This window comes from Novosphingobium mathurense (assembly GCF_900168325.1).
Classification (GTDB): domain Bacteria; phylum Pseudomonadota; class Alphaproteobacteria; order Sphingomonadales; family Sphingomonadaceae; genus Novosphingobium; species Novosphingobium mathurense.
Genome location: NZ_FVZE01000004.1, coordinates 258268 through 273725, shown reverse-complemented (window position 1 = coordinate 273725; position 15458 = coordinate 258268). Strand labels below are relative to the sequence as shown.

Annotated in this window: 9 protein-coding genes; 7 read left to right on the top strand and 2 right to left on the bottom strand. The window is 64.2% G+C overall.

Annotated features, from left to right (window positions below; genetic code table 11):
- Window positions 1-139 precede the first annotated feature (139 nt).
- A complete protein-coding gene (locus tag B5483_RS14435; RefSeq protein WP_079731004.1) occupies window positions 140-856 on the top strand; it encodes a methyltransferase domain-containing protein in 717 nt (238 codons plus the stop codon).
- A 30-nt stretch (window positions 857-886) separates the two neighbouring features.
- Here the strand turns inward: B5483_RS14435 and B5483_RS14430 are convergent, their stop codons facing one another.
- Entirely contained in the window at window positions 887-1561 is a 675-nt protein-coding gene (locus tag B5483_RS14430; RefSeq protein ID WP_079730887.1) for a TetR/AcrR family transcriptional regulator, read from the bottom strand.
- Window positions 1562-1740: 179 nt separating this feature from the next.
- Between B5483_RS14430 and B5483_RS14425 the strand changes: the two genes are divergently transcribed.
- From B5483_RS14425 to B5483_RS14400, 6 genes are all read left to right on the top strand, one after another.
- Entirely contained in the window at window positions 1741-4194 is a 2454-nt protein-coding gene (locus B5483_RS14425; protein ID WP_079730885.1) for a TonB-dependent receptor, read from the top strand.
- Between the two features lie 126 nt (window positions 4195-4320).
- Window positions 4321-6681, top strand: a complete 2361-nt coding sequence (locus B5483_RS14420) for an arylsulfatase (protein WP_245829251.1) — start codon at window positions 4321-4323, stop codon at window positions 6679-6681.
- A gap of 169 nt (window positions 6682-6850) precedes the next feature.
- Window positions 6851-7369, top strand: coding sequence for an RNA polymerase sigma factor (locus B5483_RS14415; RefSeq protein WP_079730884.1), 519 nt, complete (start codon window positions 6851-6853; stop codon window positions 7367-7369).
- Window positions 7370-7407: 38 nt separating this feature from the next.
- Window positions 7408-8349 (top strand): FecR family protein, encoded by a 942-nt coding sequence (locus B5483_RS14410; protein WP_079730883.1) that lies wholly within the window; start codon window positions 7408-7410, stop codon window positions 8347-8349.
- A gap of 35 nt (window positions 8350-8384) precedes the next feature.
- Window positions 8385-10700: a TonB-dependent receptor gene (locus B5483_RS14405; RefSeq protein WP_176168073.1), complete on the top strand. Its 2316-nt coding sequence runs from the start codon at window positions 8385-8387 to the stop codon at window positions 10698-10700.
- 69 nt (window positions 10701-10769) lie between these two features.
- Entirely contained in the window at window positions 10770-13985 is a 3216-nt protein-coding gene (locus tag B5483_RS14400) for an autotransporter outer membrane beta-barrel domain-containing protein (protein WP_079730881.1), read from the top strand.
- 74 nt (window positions 13986-14059) lie between these two features.
- Here B5483_RS14400 and B5483_RS14395 read toward each other — a convergent pair whose 3' ends face one another.
- Window positions 14060-15409, bottom strand: a complete 1350-nt coding sequence (locus B5483_RS14395; protein WP_079730880.1) for a c-type cytochrome — start codon at window positions 15407-15409, stop codon at window positions 14060-14062.
- Between the last annotated feature and the right edge of the window lie 49 nt (window positions 15410-15458).

Sequence of the window (15458 nt, the reverse complement as noted above, 5' to 3'; positions counted from 1 at the left end):
CGCCTGCTGTGCATGAGCGCGACTATCACGCCTTGAGACTGGACAGTCTATGCATTTGATCGTGAAACGCGCATGAACGCCAGATTGCTGCGTCTGGCGCCGAGGAGCCGGGCGACCGTCCGAAAAGGGGAGAATGGCGATGGCTTCGCTTGCAGTGCGATCCCGACAGGACGAACAGATGGATGCACTGGATCTGGACGCCGGGACCTATGCGCAGGTCCTGAGCGATCTGGCCCGGGTCAATCGCTGGACGTTCACGGCCCATCCCGCACTAGCCTATCTGCGCAAGGCCACGAGGGGGGTGAGCGCGTTCAGCCTTCTCGACGTAGGGTTCGGCCATGGCGACCTGCTGCGCGCCGTCGCCCGATGGGCGCAAAGACAAGGGATCGCGGCGCGACTCGTCGGCGTCGACATCAATCCCAGAAGCGAGCCGATCGCGCGTAGCGCGACTCCTGACGATCTCGGGATCGATTTTCGAACCGGAGACTATGCCGACCAGCCCGAAACATTCGATTACATCGTCAGCAGCCAGGTCACTCACCACATGAGCGATGCGCAGCTGACGGCCTTCCTGCATCACATGGACAGCCGGGCGCGTCGTGGCTGGCTCATCAGCGACCTGCATCGCCACCGGTTCGCCTATCACGGCTTTCCCTGGCTCGCCCGGGCGATGGGAGTCCACCGCATCGTGCGCGAAGACGGCCAGCTGTCGATCGCCCGCTCTTTCCGCAAGGAGGACTGGGTCGAGATCCTCACCGGGGCGGGCATCGATGCGGAACGTGTCCAAATTGTGAGACGCTTCGCCTTTCGCCTCTCGGTGGAATACATCAAAAGCGGTGGGCCAAACGCCATTTGAGGCGGCTGGATGAGCTTCTGAGCCTGCCCCCTATTCCAGATGTTCAAGCCCGATGGCGGAGAACTCGATCATCTGGACGACCAGATCTTCCAATGGGACCTCTGCCCGGTCCTTTGCCTTGAGCAGGTCGTACTCGCTGATTACGCCCAGAAATCCTGTGGTAATCATGGTCAGGTGCAGGCGTCGGGCCATCGCTGGATGGGCATCCATGCGCCGATCGAATTCCTTGAGGGCCCTGCCGATGGCGCGATCCTGACGTTGCGGATCTTCGGCCGGGTGCTGCAGGGCGAAGCGTCCGTAAAGTGTAAGATACTCAAGCAGCAGTCGCGCGTAGACATGCGCCCCCGCTTCGTTGCGCATATCGAGATAGGGCAGGAAGATGATCGAGAGCAGTTCGCGCATCGTGCAGGTTTCGATGGAACCGAACTGCCGGATCATGTCCTGTCGGCGCGGTTCCATAAGTTGCACGCGCCATTCGAAGATTTCGGTCAGCAAGGTCTGCTTGTCGCCGAAGTGATACTGCACGGCCGCGACGTTTGACTGACCCGCAGCCAGAGCGACGGCGCGCATCGACGTGGCTTCGATCCCGTCGTTGGCAAACAGATTCTCTGCCGCCTCCAGGATGACCTGACGCGTGATTTCCGACCGCTTCGTCTTTGGCGGGCGCTCGCTGGCCGCAGTCCTCTCGCTGTTTTTGCTCTGCATTTCATGCCTCTGCCACAGGACCGGGCCCAAGGGTATAGGCTTTCAGGCCATTTTCAAACACACTAATTAAACAAACAGGTGATTTAACTTTAACCTCGGACAATGATGCCGGAGCAAGCGGGGGAAGCACCGCTGCGGGCACGCTCCGCAAAGTGCGAAGCGATCGAGGGAGAGAGAGCTTGGCCATTTCACACTACAAGTGCGTTCGAAATCTGCTGCTTGCCGGGACCGCGGCCGGCCTGCTGGCAGGCATTCCGGCCCGCGCGCAGAATCAGTCCGCGGCCACGGGAGCCGAAGACAACGAGCCTCGCGGCGGCATTGGCGAAATTGTGGTCATGGCACGCAAGCGTGCGGAATCGACGCAAGACGTTCCGGTCGCGATCACCGCCGTCGATGCCAAGACCATCGAGAAATATGACCTGACGAGCCTGGAGCGGCTTTCTGCATCGACCCCGCAATTCTCCGTCGGCCGCGCCGGCACGGGCTCGGGCGCGACGCTGGTCCTGCGCGGCATCGGCTCGAACACCACTTCCATCGGCCTCGAGCAATCTGTCGCCGTCGTCGTGGACTCGGTCTATTACGGACAGGGCCGCACCATCAACGAAGGCTTCTTCGACCTCGGCCAGATCGAGATTCTCAAGGGCCCACAGGCCCTGTTCTTTGGCAAGAACGCGACGGCAGGCGTGATCTCCATGGCGACGAAGGATCCGGGCGACGCACCTGAATTCCTCGCCAGGGTGGGCTATGAAGCCAATGCCCAGCAGCTGACCGGCGAGGCCATCGCCTCAGGCCCCCTTAGCGACACCTTCGGAGCGCGCCTCGCGGTTCGCGCCAGCAAGCAATACGGCTCGCTGCTACCCAATCGTGGAGCGGCCGAAACCTGGCGCCTTACCGACGTGGCGACCGGCACCACGCGTTTCCTGAACGCCCCCGAACCGATCCGCAAGCAGGGCACGCGCGACCTGCTCGGCCGCATTACCCTTGTCTGGAAGCCCGACAGCCGCCTGACCGCGAACCTGAAAGCGAGCTTCAACGACGCACGTTCGGACAATCCGCTGTCGAACTACGTCTTCTACAACTGCAACGGCGGCCAAGCCCAGCTCAATCCCAATGTGCCGTGCGAGAAGAAGTTCCGTACCTACCAGGCTTCCGCTCCGCTTGAAGTGGCGCAGGACATTCCCAACGGCAATTCCGACGGATCGCCGGGCAATACCTACAAGTCATGGGGCGTGACCGGCACGGTGAACTACGAGCTGGACAGCAATATCACCCTGACCAACGTCGCGAACTACAACTGGAACAGGAACATCTTCCGGATCGATGCCAACGTCATCTCGGCATCGCCGGTGGGCCTCTACGCCACCGAGAACACGAGCTACCACAGCTTTTCCGACGAACTGCGCGCGACATCGGATTTCGGCGGTATGTTCGACTTCATGGTCGGCGGCCTCTACCAGACCACCAAGCGCGATTACCTGGCCTGGACGGCGCAGGCCGGGCTCGAGAATTCAGATGCGCCAGACGGATACCGCTTCGTTGGCAACTCCAAGGATTCGACCACCAAGGGCGAAACCCTGGCCATCTTCGGACAAGCGATCTTCCGGCCGATCCCCAAGGTCGAGTTGGCCGGCGGTGTACGCTATACGCATGAAACCAAGGACAGCAGCTTCCTTCAGCCCTACTCCAACCCGGCCCTCGTGGCGCTGGGCGTCTTCTCGCCGGGCGTGACGCTGACCGCCAACCAGACGTTCGACAACTGGTCACCGGAATTCACCGTGACATGGGAGCCCAGCGATGCCGTGACGGTCTATGCAGGCTACAAGTCGGCCTACAAGTCGGGCGGCTTCTCGAACTCGGGGATCTACGGTCCGCTGGCTTCGGTCGACGACTTCACCTTCGGACCCGAGACCGCGCGCGGCTTCGAAGGCGGCATCAAGACCCAGTTGTTCGACCGCCAGCTGCGCTTCAACCTCGGGGCCTTCTGGTACAGGTACAAGGACCTGCAGATCGACTTCTTCAATTCGCCGGTCTTCGCCTTCACGACCTACAATGCCGGTTCGGCCATTACCAAGGGCATCGAAAGCGACTTCCAGTTCGCGCCCTATGCCCTGCCCGGCTTCGAACTGCATGGTTCGCTCAACTACAACAAGGCCGCCTACGACAAGTATGACGGCGCGCCATGCTGGACCGGCCAGACCATCGCCCAGGGCTGCTACACGACCACCCCGCGTCCCGCGCAGGACCTGAGCGGCGTGGAACTGGCCAATGCGCCGAAGTGGACCGGAGCTCTTGGCGCCAGCTACGAGACCCACGTGAGCGAGAACCTGAAGATCGGTCTGTCTGCCGACGGTCGCTTCAAGAGCGGTTACCTGCCCACTGCTTTCGGCAATCCCTACTCGCGCCAGAAGAGCTACGGCGTTCTGGATGCGCAAATCCGGCTGTCGACCAAGGACGACCACCTGCAGTTCGCGATCATCGGCAAGAACCTGACCAACACGTTCTATGTGAACGGCGCACAGGACGCTCCGAGTTCAGGTGGCGGGACGGGCACGGCAGGAGGCTTCCACGCCGACCAGATCGGCTATGTTGCCGATCCGCGCACGGTCACGGCGCAAATCACGTTCAAGTACTGATAGGTCGGACAGTGAGGAACCGCTGTCCTGTGGCGGAAAGCGTCTCCTCACCACCCGGTGCCCTACACCCGGCGATCGGCCCGACACTCCGATCCCATGACAAAGCATGAAGAGAGGACCTGAGCGATGACCCAACCGAACCGGAATCCCGGGCAAGTGTGCAGGCGACTGCGCTGGATCGGCACCACCGCGCTGGCAGCGGCGATCGTTCCCGGAGTGGCCCTCGCCCAAGCTGCGGACCCAATGGCAGGCAAGGTCGGCCGGACGGTTTCCGAAACGCACGCGCCCGAATGGCCTTCCGAACCCACGGCGCCGAAGAATGCGCCCAATGTCCTCGTCATCATGACCGACGATGTCGGCTTCGGGGTCACCAGCACTTTCGGCGGACCGGTACCCACTCCCACTTTCGAGGCGCTCTCCCGCAACGGGGCGAAGTACACGCGCTTCAACACGACCGCGCTATGTTCGCCCACGCGCGCCTCGCTGCTGACCGGGCGGCTGCCGCAAAACGTGAACATGGGCAATGTCACCAATCTTCCGACCGGCTTCGACGGCTACACCACGGTCATCCCCAAATCCGGCGGCACCATAGCGCAGATCCTCAAGGAAAGCGGCTTCAACACCGCCATGTTCGGCAAGGGTCACCTCACCCCCGATTGGGAAATGAGCATGGCCGGCCCTTACGACCGCTGGCCGGTCGGCCTCGGTTTCGAGTACTATTACGGCTTCCTCTCCGCTGACACATCGATGTGGAACCCCAGCATCGTCGAGAACACGACACCGCTTGAGCCGCCACACAACAAGCCGGGCTATCATTTCGAGGCCGACATGGCCGATCACGCGATCGACTGGATCCGCAAGCAGCATGCGGTGGCGCCCGACAAGCCCTTCTTCATCTACTATGCTCCGGGCCTTTCGCACACGCCGCATCATGCGCCCAAGGAGTGGATCGACAAGTTCGCGGGCCAGTTCGATCAGGGTTGGGACGTGCTGCGCCAGCAGATCTTCGAGCGCCAGAAGAAGATCGGCATCGTGCCTGCCGATGCAAAGATCAGCCCACGCCCGGACTCCATGCCGGCCTGGTCTTCGCTCGATGCCGAGCACAAGAAGGTCTATGCCCGGCTGATGGAGGTCTTTGCGGCGACCGTCGCCTATTCAGACTATCAGACCGGCCGGGTAATCGACGAATTGCGCCGTTCGGGTCAGCTCGACAACACCATGATCGTCTACATCGAGGGTGACAACGGCAGCAGTGCCGAGGGCGGGTTGCAGGGCCTTGCGTTCGAACAGTCGTCGATCACCGGCCGCTCCGAAAGCTTCGGGGAACTGGCGCGCCACTACGATGATTTCGGCGGGCCGGAGGTCTATAACCACTTCCCGGCCCAGTGGGCCTGGGCCCTCAACGCGCCCTTCCCCTGGTGGAAGCAGGTTGCATCGCAGGCCGGTGGCGTGCGCAATGGCATGGTCATCTCCTGGCCGGGGCACATCACCGACAGCAAGACATGGCGCACCCAATATGCCCACGTCAGCGACATCATGCCCACGGTGCTCGACGCGGTAGGCGTCAAGGCCCCTGAAGTGCTGGACGGCGTGAAGCAGAAGCCGATCGACGGCATCAGCCTGAAGTACAGCTTCACCCAGCCCAAGGCACCGTCTGCGCGGCGGACCCAGATCTACGAGATGATGGAGAACTTCGGCATCTACAAGGATGGCTGGATGGCCGGAACCCTGCCCAAGCGGGCGGCCTGGGAAGCCGGAGCATCCGGCGATCGCCGCCTCGACATCGGCCCCGACCAGCGCGTGTGGACCCTGTTCAACCTCGACAGGGATTTCACGACCGCGGTCGATCTTTCGAAAAAGAACCCGGCCAAACTCAAGGAACTCCAGAACCTGTTCTGGGAGGAAGCGTCGAAGAACAACATCCTGCCGATCCACGACTACAGCCAGGGAACCGAAGGGCGCCCGACGCTGGGCGGTAATCGCAAGCGCTTCGTCTATACCCCGGGCCTTACCCGCATTCACGAAGATGCCGCGCCCCATACCATCGGGCGCAGCTTCACAATCGAGGCCGACGCGACCATCCCCGAAGGCGGCGCCAATGGCGTGATCATCACTCAGGGCGGACGCTTCGGCGGCTATGCCTTCTACCTCAAGGACGGCAAGCCGGTGTTCCACTACAATGCCGTGGGAGACGACCAGTTCTCGGTGCGCAGCGACGTTGCCGTGGGGGCGGGTGAGCACAAGCTGACCGCACGCTTCACCGCCGACGCGCCGAAGCCGGGCACCCCGGGTACGCTTGCCATCCTGCTCGACGGCAAGGAGATCGCCAGCGGCCGCATAGGCAGGACAGTCGCGGGATGGATGTCGCATACCGAGGGCCTCGACATCGGTCGCGACACGATCACCCCGGTCGATCCTGACTACACGGTCGCGGACAGCGCCTTTTCGGGCACCCTGTCGCAAGTCGTGGTGACCATCGCACCCTGACCTCCTGCGCGCGCTGCCCGACATGACGTGATCGGGCAGCGCGCTCAGACAAACCCGTGCACCGCCTCGTCAATCCGGCGGGGCGATCAAATGATCGCCGCCGGCCCCTTCCCCTGGTGGAACAGGCAGTCTATCTGGCTCGCACGAACCAGAATCATTCCGGCTGTATGTGACTTCGCAACCTTTCCGTTCGGGTCTTGAATCGGCCTTCCTGGAGAACAGGGAGAAGCTGCTGAACTTCCTGCGCGCACGCGGCGCGGGAGATGCGGCCGAGGATATCGTGCAGGAAGTCTGGGTGAAGATCTCGTCGAGCCGACCGGGACCGGTCGCATCGCCCCTGTCCTATCTCTACCGCACCGCCGACCTGCTGATGATCGATCGCTACCGCTCGCGCCGACAGGCCGAGAAGCGCGATCGCGACTGGAGCGATGCCCATTCCGGTCATCCGCCGGCGGAACCTTCCGCCGAGCAACGTGTCGCCGCAGCGCAGGAAGCAGGGATGATCCTGCGCATGCTCGAAGGTCTGGGCCCGCGCGTGGCGACGGTCTTTCGCCGCCACCGCATCGACGGGGCTGCACAGAAGGACATCGCCCGCGATCTGGGTGTCAGCCTCAGCACCGTGGAGAGCGATCTGCGCGGCGCCTATCGGGCAATCAGCGAGTGGAAGGAAACCCGCGATGAGGCTTGAGCCCGTCGTCTCCGTCTTCCGGGCAGAAGGAGGGCGCAATGACGATTGACGAGACGATCCGGCAGCAAGCCCTCGACTGGGCTGTGCGGGCCGGCGACCCGCAGTTCGAGGAGTGGGAAGCCTTCACCCTGTGGCTTGAGGCCGATCCCGCGCACGGTGAGGCCTACGACGCAGTGGCCGCCGCCGTCGCCGACGCTTCGGGGCTGGTGTCAGGCGTGGGCGCTGCAAACGACGACGATCTTGCGGCTACGCAAACAAACACCGCGCGCATTGCGCGGCGCAGTTGGATTGGCGGCGCACTTGCCGCTTCACTGGCGCTGGTCGGCGGTTTCACGCTCTGGCAAGCGAATTCGCGCGACCTCTATCAAATCGAAGTCGCGCCCGGCGCGGCGAGGACAGTCGCGCTCGATGCGGGCAGTCATATCGATCTGGCCGGCGACACGACAATCCAACTCGACCGCGACGATCCGCGCTATGCCCGCCTCGAAAAGGGGCAGGCGCTTTTCACCATCCGCCACGATGAGCAGCGGCCCTTCCGCCTGAAGGTGGGAGAGGACACACTGGTCGATGTCGGCACGGTTTTCGACGTGCGCCATCGCGGAGCGCAGCTGAGCGTCGCCGTCTCAGAAGGTGCGGTGCAGTTCAATCCGAAAGACCAGAACCAGCGCATTTCGCCCGGCCAGATCCTGCGCAAAAACGGGCAAGACGGCCGCATTACGCTGGAGGCTATATCACCCGAGCAGGTCGGCGAGTGGCATGAAGGCCGGCTGACTTTCAGCGCGGCATCGCTGGAACAGGTGGCCTCGGATCTGACAAGCAGCACGGGTATAGCCTTTGCCGCCGCACCGGGATCGTCACCCGGATCGGTTTCGGGTTCCCTGCGCCTCGATCCGATCCGCAAGGATCCGCGCTCGCTGGCTGTTCTACTCGATCTCGACGTGCGCCGGGAAGGCGATGGCTGGATCATTGGCGAACGCTGAACGTGAAGGCTGCGATCTGGCTTCTGGTGGCCGCAATGGCCCTGCCCGCCCCGGCGCTGGCGCGTGAAGCCATGGTGTCGACGCGCGCCGGCAGCGTGGGCGATGCGGTCAGCGATCTTGCCAGGCAGACCGGGACCAGCATCGTGGTTTCCAATCCGGAGATTGCCCGCAGGCCCATTCCCTCCTTGCGCGGGCGGATGCAGGCCGACGAGGCGGTACGGCGGTTGGCCCGCGCTGCAGGCGCCCGTGCTGTCGAAGTCGCCCCTTCTGCATGGCGGCTCGAAGCGGTGCCGAAGCCGATCGCGAGATCCGCGATCCCGGCGCGGAAGACGCCCCCGGCCGCCGCGCCGGAGCGCGCTCCACCGCCCGAACCGATCGTGGTCATCGCCTCCAAGCGCGACTTGCGTATCGATCAGGTGCCGGGACAAGTTGCGATCCTCGACGGCGAGGCGCTTGAAGCCGGGGGTATCGGCGGTACGGAAAAGATCACGCAGCGCCTTGCGACCGTCACTTCCACACACCTTGGCAGCGGGCGCAACAAACTGTTCATACGCGGCATCGCCGATTCCAGCTTCACCGGGCCGACTCAGGCGACGGTCGGCCAGTACCTCGGCGACCTGCGGCTCGCCTACAATGCGCCCGACCCCGACCTGCGCCTGTCCGACATGGCGCGCGTCGAAGTCCTCGAAGGCCCGCAGGGCACGCTTTACGGCGCAGGATCGCTGGGCGGTATCATCCGCATCGTCCCCAATGCCCCGGTCATGGGCGCGACCTTGCTCTCCGGTACCTTGGGCGGCTCTTTGACGCAGGGCGGGGCTATCGGCGGCGATGCCAGTGCGACGGTCAATCTGCCCCTTTCCGGCGGAAGCGCCGCCTTGCGCGCAACGCTCGATACCGTCCGGCAGGGCGGCTACATCGACAAGCCGGTCCTGGGCCGCAGCAACGTCAACCGCACCGACATACTCGGCGGCCGGATCAGCGCGCGCGTCGAGCTTTCGCCCGAATGGTCGGTCGATCTCATCGCGCTTGGCCAGACCACCGAGGCGCAGGACAGCCAGTATGCCGATCGCTACGGCGCTCCGCTGAACAGCTCCGCCCGCGTCGCCGAAGGTTCCGACGCAGACTATGCGATGGGCCAGTTCGTCGTCTCCGGCCGCATCGGCGACCTGCGCCTGCGCTCCACCACCGGCCTCGTGCGCCAGCGCCTGATGGAGCGCTACGACGCCAGCCTGCCCGATGGTGCGCCGCAGCTGTTCGCGCAGCGCAACCGGACGCGCATGATCGCCAACGAAACGCGCGTCTGGATGCCTGAAAAGCACGGTTTCAGCTGGCTTCTGGGCACCAGCTTCACCCATAACACCACGGTCCTGAAGCGCCGCTTCGAAAGCGGGCTCCTGCGCAGTTCGACCACCGGCGTGCGCAACACCATCGATGAAGCGACGCTCTACGGCGAGGCAAGCCTGCGGCTCATGGAAAGCCTGGTGGCAACGGCGGGTGGGCGCTTCACCTACTCGCGCCTCGGCGGTTCGGGAGAGGACGTCTCGCGCGAACTGGCAATGGCGCTGGCGCAGGTCACGGCCAACCGCTCGCTCGAGACGTTCCTGCCCTCCCTTGCGCTCCATGCCGAAGTTGCGCCCGAAACGGCGCTGTACATGCGATACCAGGAGGGCTTCCGCCCGGGCGGCTTTGCCATCGAAAGTGAGTTCGTCCGCCGCTTCCGCAATGACCGGACGGAGACTTTCGAAATCGGCGCCCGCCACGGCCACGCAGGCAAAGGCCCCTTCGACTTCGCGCTCAGTCTCTCCTACACCCGCTGGCAGGACATACAGGCAGACTTCATCGATGGCTCAGGCCTGCCCAGCACGGCCAATATCGGCGACGGCCGCGTCTGGTCGGCCAGCGTATCGGGCGGCGTCGCGCTGACCCCGGGACTGCGTGTCGAAGGCGGCGTGACCTGGAACCGCAGCAAGGTCGACACTCCCCCGCTGTTCCTTGCCGCGCGAACGATGCAGGTGCCCAACATCGCCCATGTCGCCGGGCGTTTGGGCGTCACCTGGGAGCGCAATGTCGGGAACGGCCTGCGGCTCACCGGCAATGGCTGGGCAAGCTACGTCGGCCGCTCGCGCCTCGGGATCGGTCCGGAACTGGGCGCACCGCAGGGCGATTATCTCGACAGCGGCGCGAACCTGCGGCTGGGGACGGACAGGCTCGGGGTAACGGTTGGGCTGACCAACATCGCCAATTCGCGCGGCAATCGCTTTTCGCTGGGAACGCCCTTCAGCATCGGGCGTGAACAGGTCACGCCGCTACGACCGCGAACCCTGCGTGTAGGCGTCGATACGCGCTTCTAGAAAGTTTTCTTCAAGGCTGGCCGCGGAGGTCTCCGTCTCAAGGGTCGTAACCGACCTGAAGGGATTGAGATGTCGCGCTACCTGCTTGCCTCTACTGCACTGCTTGCTCTTGCCGCGGCGGCCCAGACCACGGCCGCCCATGCCGAGGATGTTACCACCAAGAAGACCTCGCCGCTGCGCACCTCGACGATCAAGAACGGCGCCGCCGATGCGATCAACATCACCAAGGACGGCTCGGTCGTCCTGACCGCCGGCACCGCCGTGACGATGGACAGCAACCACAAGGTGACCAATGCCGGCGCGATCAGCGTCAGCAATGCGAACGGCGCGGTCGGCATTGCCGCATCGGCCGGAACGAGTGGCGACATTGTCAATTCCGGCACGATCACCATCGACGAACCATATGAACCGACCGATGGGGACAAGGACGGCGACCTCGACGGCCCCTTCGCACTCGGCTCCAACCGCTACGGCATCCGCACCACGGGCGCCCATACCGGCAAGATCGTCAACAGCGGCAAGATCGTGGTCGAAGGCAACGATTCGGCTGGCATCGCGCTGGGTGGGCCGCTGACCGGGGATTTCGTGCACGATGGGCAAACGACGGTGCTGGGCGACCGCGCTATCGGCATCGAAGCGGGCGACATCGGCGGCAATGTGCGGTTGGCCGGCTCCGTATCGGTCCAGGGCAAGGATTCTGTCGGCGCGCACTTCGGTGGCGACGTCGATGGCGCGATGGTCGTCCAGGGTACCGTCGCGTCGACGGGCTACCGTTATACCACCGTGCCTTCGAACACGTCCAAGCTCGACGCGGACGACCTGCTCCAGGGTGGGTCAGCGCTGGTCATCGAGGGCAATGTCTCGGGCGGCATCGTCCTTGCCGTGGCGCCCAAGGATACCGACCCGAACAATGCCGACGAGGACGGCGACGGGATCGAGGATGCCAAGGAAGGCTCCGCCAAGGTCGTCTCCTACGGCAAGGCACCGGCCATGGTCATCGGCGCCGCCGACCATGACATTGCCATCGGACCGGTTTCGGGCACGGCCAGCCGGTACGGCCTGCAGATCGACGGCACTGTCGAAGGCCGCGGCCTCTATTCCGGCATCGATGCCACCGGCCTTGCCATCGGCGGGCGCGGCGGTGCGGTCACGATCGCCAACGGGATCGGCATTGCCGGCAGCGTCGCGGCGGTTTCCAATGGCGCAAACGCCACGGCCGTGAGCATCGGAGCAGGTACTTCGACTCCGGAACTGCGCGTCTCCGGCAGTGTAACGGCAAGCGGCGGCAATGCCACCGGCGCGCAGACGACCGCCATCCACATTGCCCAGGGCGCCAACCTTGCCACCATCCGTAACAGCGGCGCGATCAAGGCAACCGCGGCTGGCGAGAACGGTTCGGCCAGCGCCATCGTCGACAGGAGCGGCACGGTCGCACTGATCGAGAACAGCGGCAGCATCGTTGCCAGCGGCGCCAAGGCCGATTCCGGCCGTAACATCGCCATCGACCTGTCCGCTGCAACCGGCGGCGTGACGGTGAAGCAGACGCAAGTTGCATCGGGCTATGACGCCCCCTCGATCGTGGGTGACGTCAGGCTGGGGAGCGGCGACGATCGCCTTGAACTGGCGGACGGTTCGCTGACCGGAAACGTTTCGTTCGGCACCGGCAGCAACACCCTGGCGCTTTCCGGCGATGCCGCGCAGACGGGGAAAGTCGCCTTCGGTGGCGGCAGTGACACGATGAACCTGGCCGGAAGCTCCTCGTTCGCCGGCACCGTCGATTTCGACGGAGGCGCCGACATCCTCACGCTAGCCGGCACCTCCCGCTTCTCCGGCAGCCTCGCGAATGCGGCAAACCTTGCAGTCAGCGTCCAGGGCGGCATGCTCGATGTGCGCACGCCCTCGCAGATCGCCTCGCTCGATGTCGGCAAGGACGGCGTGCTGGCCGTCACGCTCAACAAGGAAGCCGGCTTGGGAAGCGCCTATACCGTTGCCGGCACGGCCTCGTTCGAAAAAGGCGCAAAGCTCTCCATCCGTCTTGCCGACGTGTCGACCGCCGAAGGCAGCTATCAGGTGCTCACTGCCGGGGCGATCGAGGGCCTCGACGGACTTGCAACCGCCACTGACCTTGTCCCCTTCATGTTCAAGGCTTCGCTCGACGAGGATGCGGCTGCGAACACCATCGTCGTCAACGTCGCCCGGCGCTCCAAGCAGGAGCTTGGCCTGAACCGTTCGCAGGCATCGGCATACGACGCCGTCTTCGCGGCGCTTGGGCAGGATCAGAAAGTCGGCGATGTCTTCCTTGGCATTACCGATGGCGACCTGTTCCGACAGACGGTCGGCATGATGCTGCCCGACCATGCAGGCGGTTCCTTCGAAGGCATCAGCCTGGGCGCACGGACCATTGGCCGGCAGTTGATGGACCCGCAGGGCCCGCTGGTTGCCAGCGGCCCGATCAGCATCAGCGTCAACCTGGCTTTCTGGGGAAGCGACAAGAACACCGCAGCCAGTGCGGCCTACGATCTCAACGGTTATGCCTGGTCGCTCACCGGCGAGTACGAAACCGGCATCGGCCGCTTCGGTGCGACTGCCGCCTACCTGTGGAACCGTCACACCAATGGCGCGGCAAGCGAGGTCAAGTCCGGTTCCTATGAACTGGCGGCGCACTGGCGCGGCAACTGGGGCGCGATCAGCAGCTTCACCCGCGCATCATACGGCCATGCCGACTTCGACAGCACCCGCAACTTCGTCGGCGTGGCCGGACAGGAGGACGTCAAGCGCAAGATCGAGGGCAACTGGAACGGCAACTTCGTCACATTTTCGGCAGGCGCGTCCGCTGAAGGCGGCAGCCGTTACCTCTACTTTCGTCCGGCGGTCACTGTCGACTACGTCCGCCTCAAGGAAAGCGGCTACACCGAGACCGGTGGAGGCAAGGCACTCGACCTGACGGTCAATTCGCGCAAGAGCGACGAGCTTGGCCTTAACGGCGGCGTCACGCTCGGTGCCGACCTCATGGGCATGGGCGCGCGCGACGAGAACTGGTTCCGCATCGAGACCGAAGGCGGCTGGCGCGAGATCCTTAGCGGCGGCCTTGGCACGACGACGGCCCACTTCAAGGACGGCACCCCGTTCTCCCTCGATGGAGAGAAGGCCACCGGAGGCTGGTTCGCCCGCCTGCGCGCCTTCGGCGGATCGGCCGGTTTCGTTCTGGGCGGCGAACTGTCAGCCGAAGATCGTCACGACCATGTCAACCTGGCCCTGCGCGGCAGCATGAAGGTGGCCTGGTAAGCTGCCTGATCCATCGATCCTGAAAAACGAAGGGGGCGCATCGACGCCCCCTTCTCATTTCCGGCTCCAGACCCTCAGCGCATCTGCAGGATGATGACCTGGCTGCTGGCGGGATCGGTTCGCTTGCGCAAGTCGGCGACATCGCCGGGCGATACCGAACCACCGCGATTGCCCCAGGCCGTGCGCACGAAGCTGAGGGCATCGGCGATCTCGCCGTCCGACAGCTGGTTGCGGTAGGGCGGCATGCGGTAGGCATCGGGAACGCCCTGGGCCACCACACGCTGCGATCCGTTGAGCGTGATGTTGATCGCCGAAGGCGCACCCTCGCTCGTCATGGCCGATGCCGAGCCTGCCAGCGGCGGTATCCACTGGCCCTGTCCGCGTCCATCGGCGCCATGGCAGAAGCTGCACTTGGCCATGTAGGTCTGGGCGCCTGGGTGGTCCATGCGATTGGCAAGCGCCAGTGCCTGATTGGACGAGGCGTCGTACTGCCAGGGTTCACCCTCCTTGCGAGGATTGCCGGGTAAGGACTTGAGATAATGAGCCATGGCGCGAAGGTCTTCGTCGCGCATGAACTGCAGCGAATTGTTGAATGCCTCAGTCATCGAACCATAGACGACAGCGTGGCGATTGCGACCGGTCTTGAGGAACTGCCAGATCTCATCCTCGCTCCAACGGCCCAGGCCGATGTTGCTGTCTCCCCGCAGGCTGGGAGCATACCAGCCATCGAGCACCGCTCCGGCGAGGAACAGGTCGCTATCCTCGTCCAGCGCCTTTTCGTTCATGGCAAGTCCGCGCGGCGTATGACAGGCGCCGCAATGACCCGCGGCCTGCACCAGATAGGCGCCCCGGTTCCACTGCGCATCGCGGTCAGCCTTGGTCTCGTAGGTTCCTCCGTCAGTGAAGACGGCCTTCCACAGTGCGAGCGGCCAACGCATGTTGAGAGGCCAGGGGATTTCGCTTTCGTGGTTTTCCTGCCTGGTTGCCGGCACCGCAGTCATGAAAAAGGCATAGAGGGCCTTCACGTCATCGTCGCTCAACTTGGCATAGGAAGGATAGGGCATGGCCGGATAGAGCCACTGCCCGCCCGGCGCGATGCCCTGACGGATAGCCCGATCGAAATCGGCCAGGGAATAGGCGCCAATACCGGTTTCCCTGTCGGGCGTAATGTTCGTGGCGAAGATCGAGCCCATCGGCGTCGCCATCTCCAGCCCGCCGGTAAAGGCAGGCTTGCCCGGCAGGCCATGACAGGCGACACAGTCCGCCGCCCGCGCCACGTATTCGCCGCGTTTGACCAGATCGGCACTCGGCTTGCCCCCTGCCACTCCATCGAAAGGCGATGCGGGCGTGCGATTGACGAACCATGCGATAGCCAGACCGACGATCACCACGAGGGCCAGCAGGATCGAGAGAATCTTCTTCAAGGTTTCGTTCCGTTCACTGGGGGGCCTGTCCGCAACCGGTGCGGGTCGC

Excerpts from the sequence above, each read along its gene's own strand:
- B5483_RS14435 (WP_079731004.1), top strand. The coding sequence starts at position 140 with ATGGCTTCGCTTGCAGTGCGATCCCGACAGGACGAACAGATGGATGCA.
- B5483_RS14430 (WP_079730887.1), bottom strand. The coding sequence starts at position 1,561 with ATGCAGAGCAAAAACAGCGAGAGGACTGCGGCCAGCGAGCGCCCGCCA.
- B5483_RS14420 (WP_245829251.1), top strand. The coding sequence starts at position 4,321 with ATGACCCAACCGAACCGGAATCCCGGGCAAGTGTGCAGGCGACTGCGC.
- B5483_RS14410 (WP_079730883.1), top strand. The coding sequence starts at position 7,408 with ATGACGATTGACGAGACGATCCGGCAGCAAGCCCTCGACTGGGCTGTG.
- B5483_RS14405 (WP_176168073.1), top strand. The coding sequence starts at position 8,385 with ATGGCCCTGCCCGCCCCGGCGCTGGCGCGTGAAGCCATGGTGTCGACG.
- B5483_RS14400 (WP_079730881.1), top strand. The coding sequence starts at position 10,770 with ATGTCGCGCTACCTGCTTGCCTCTACTGCACTGCTTGCTCTTGCCGCG.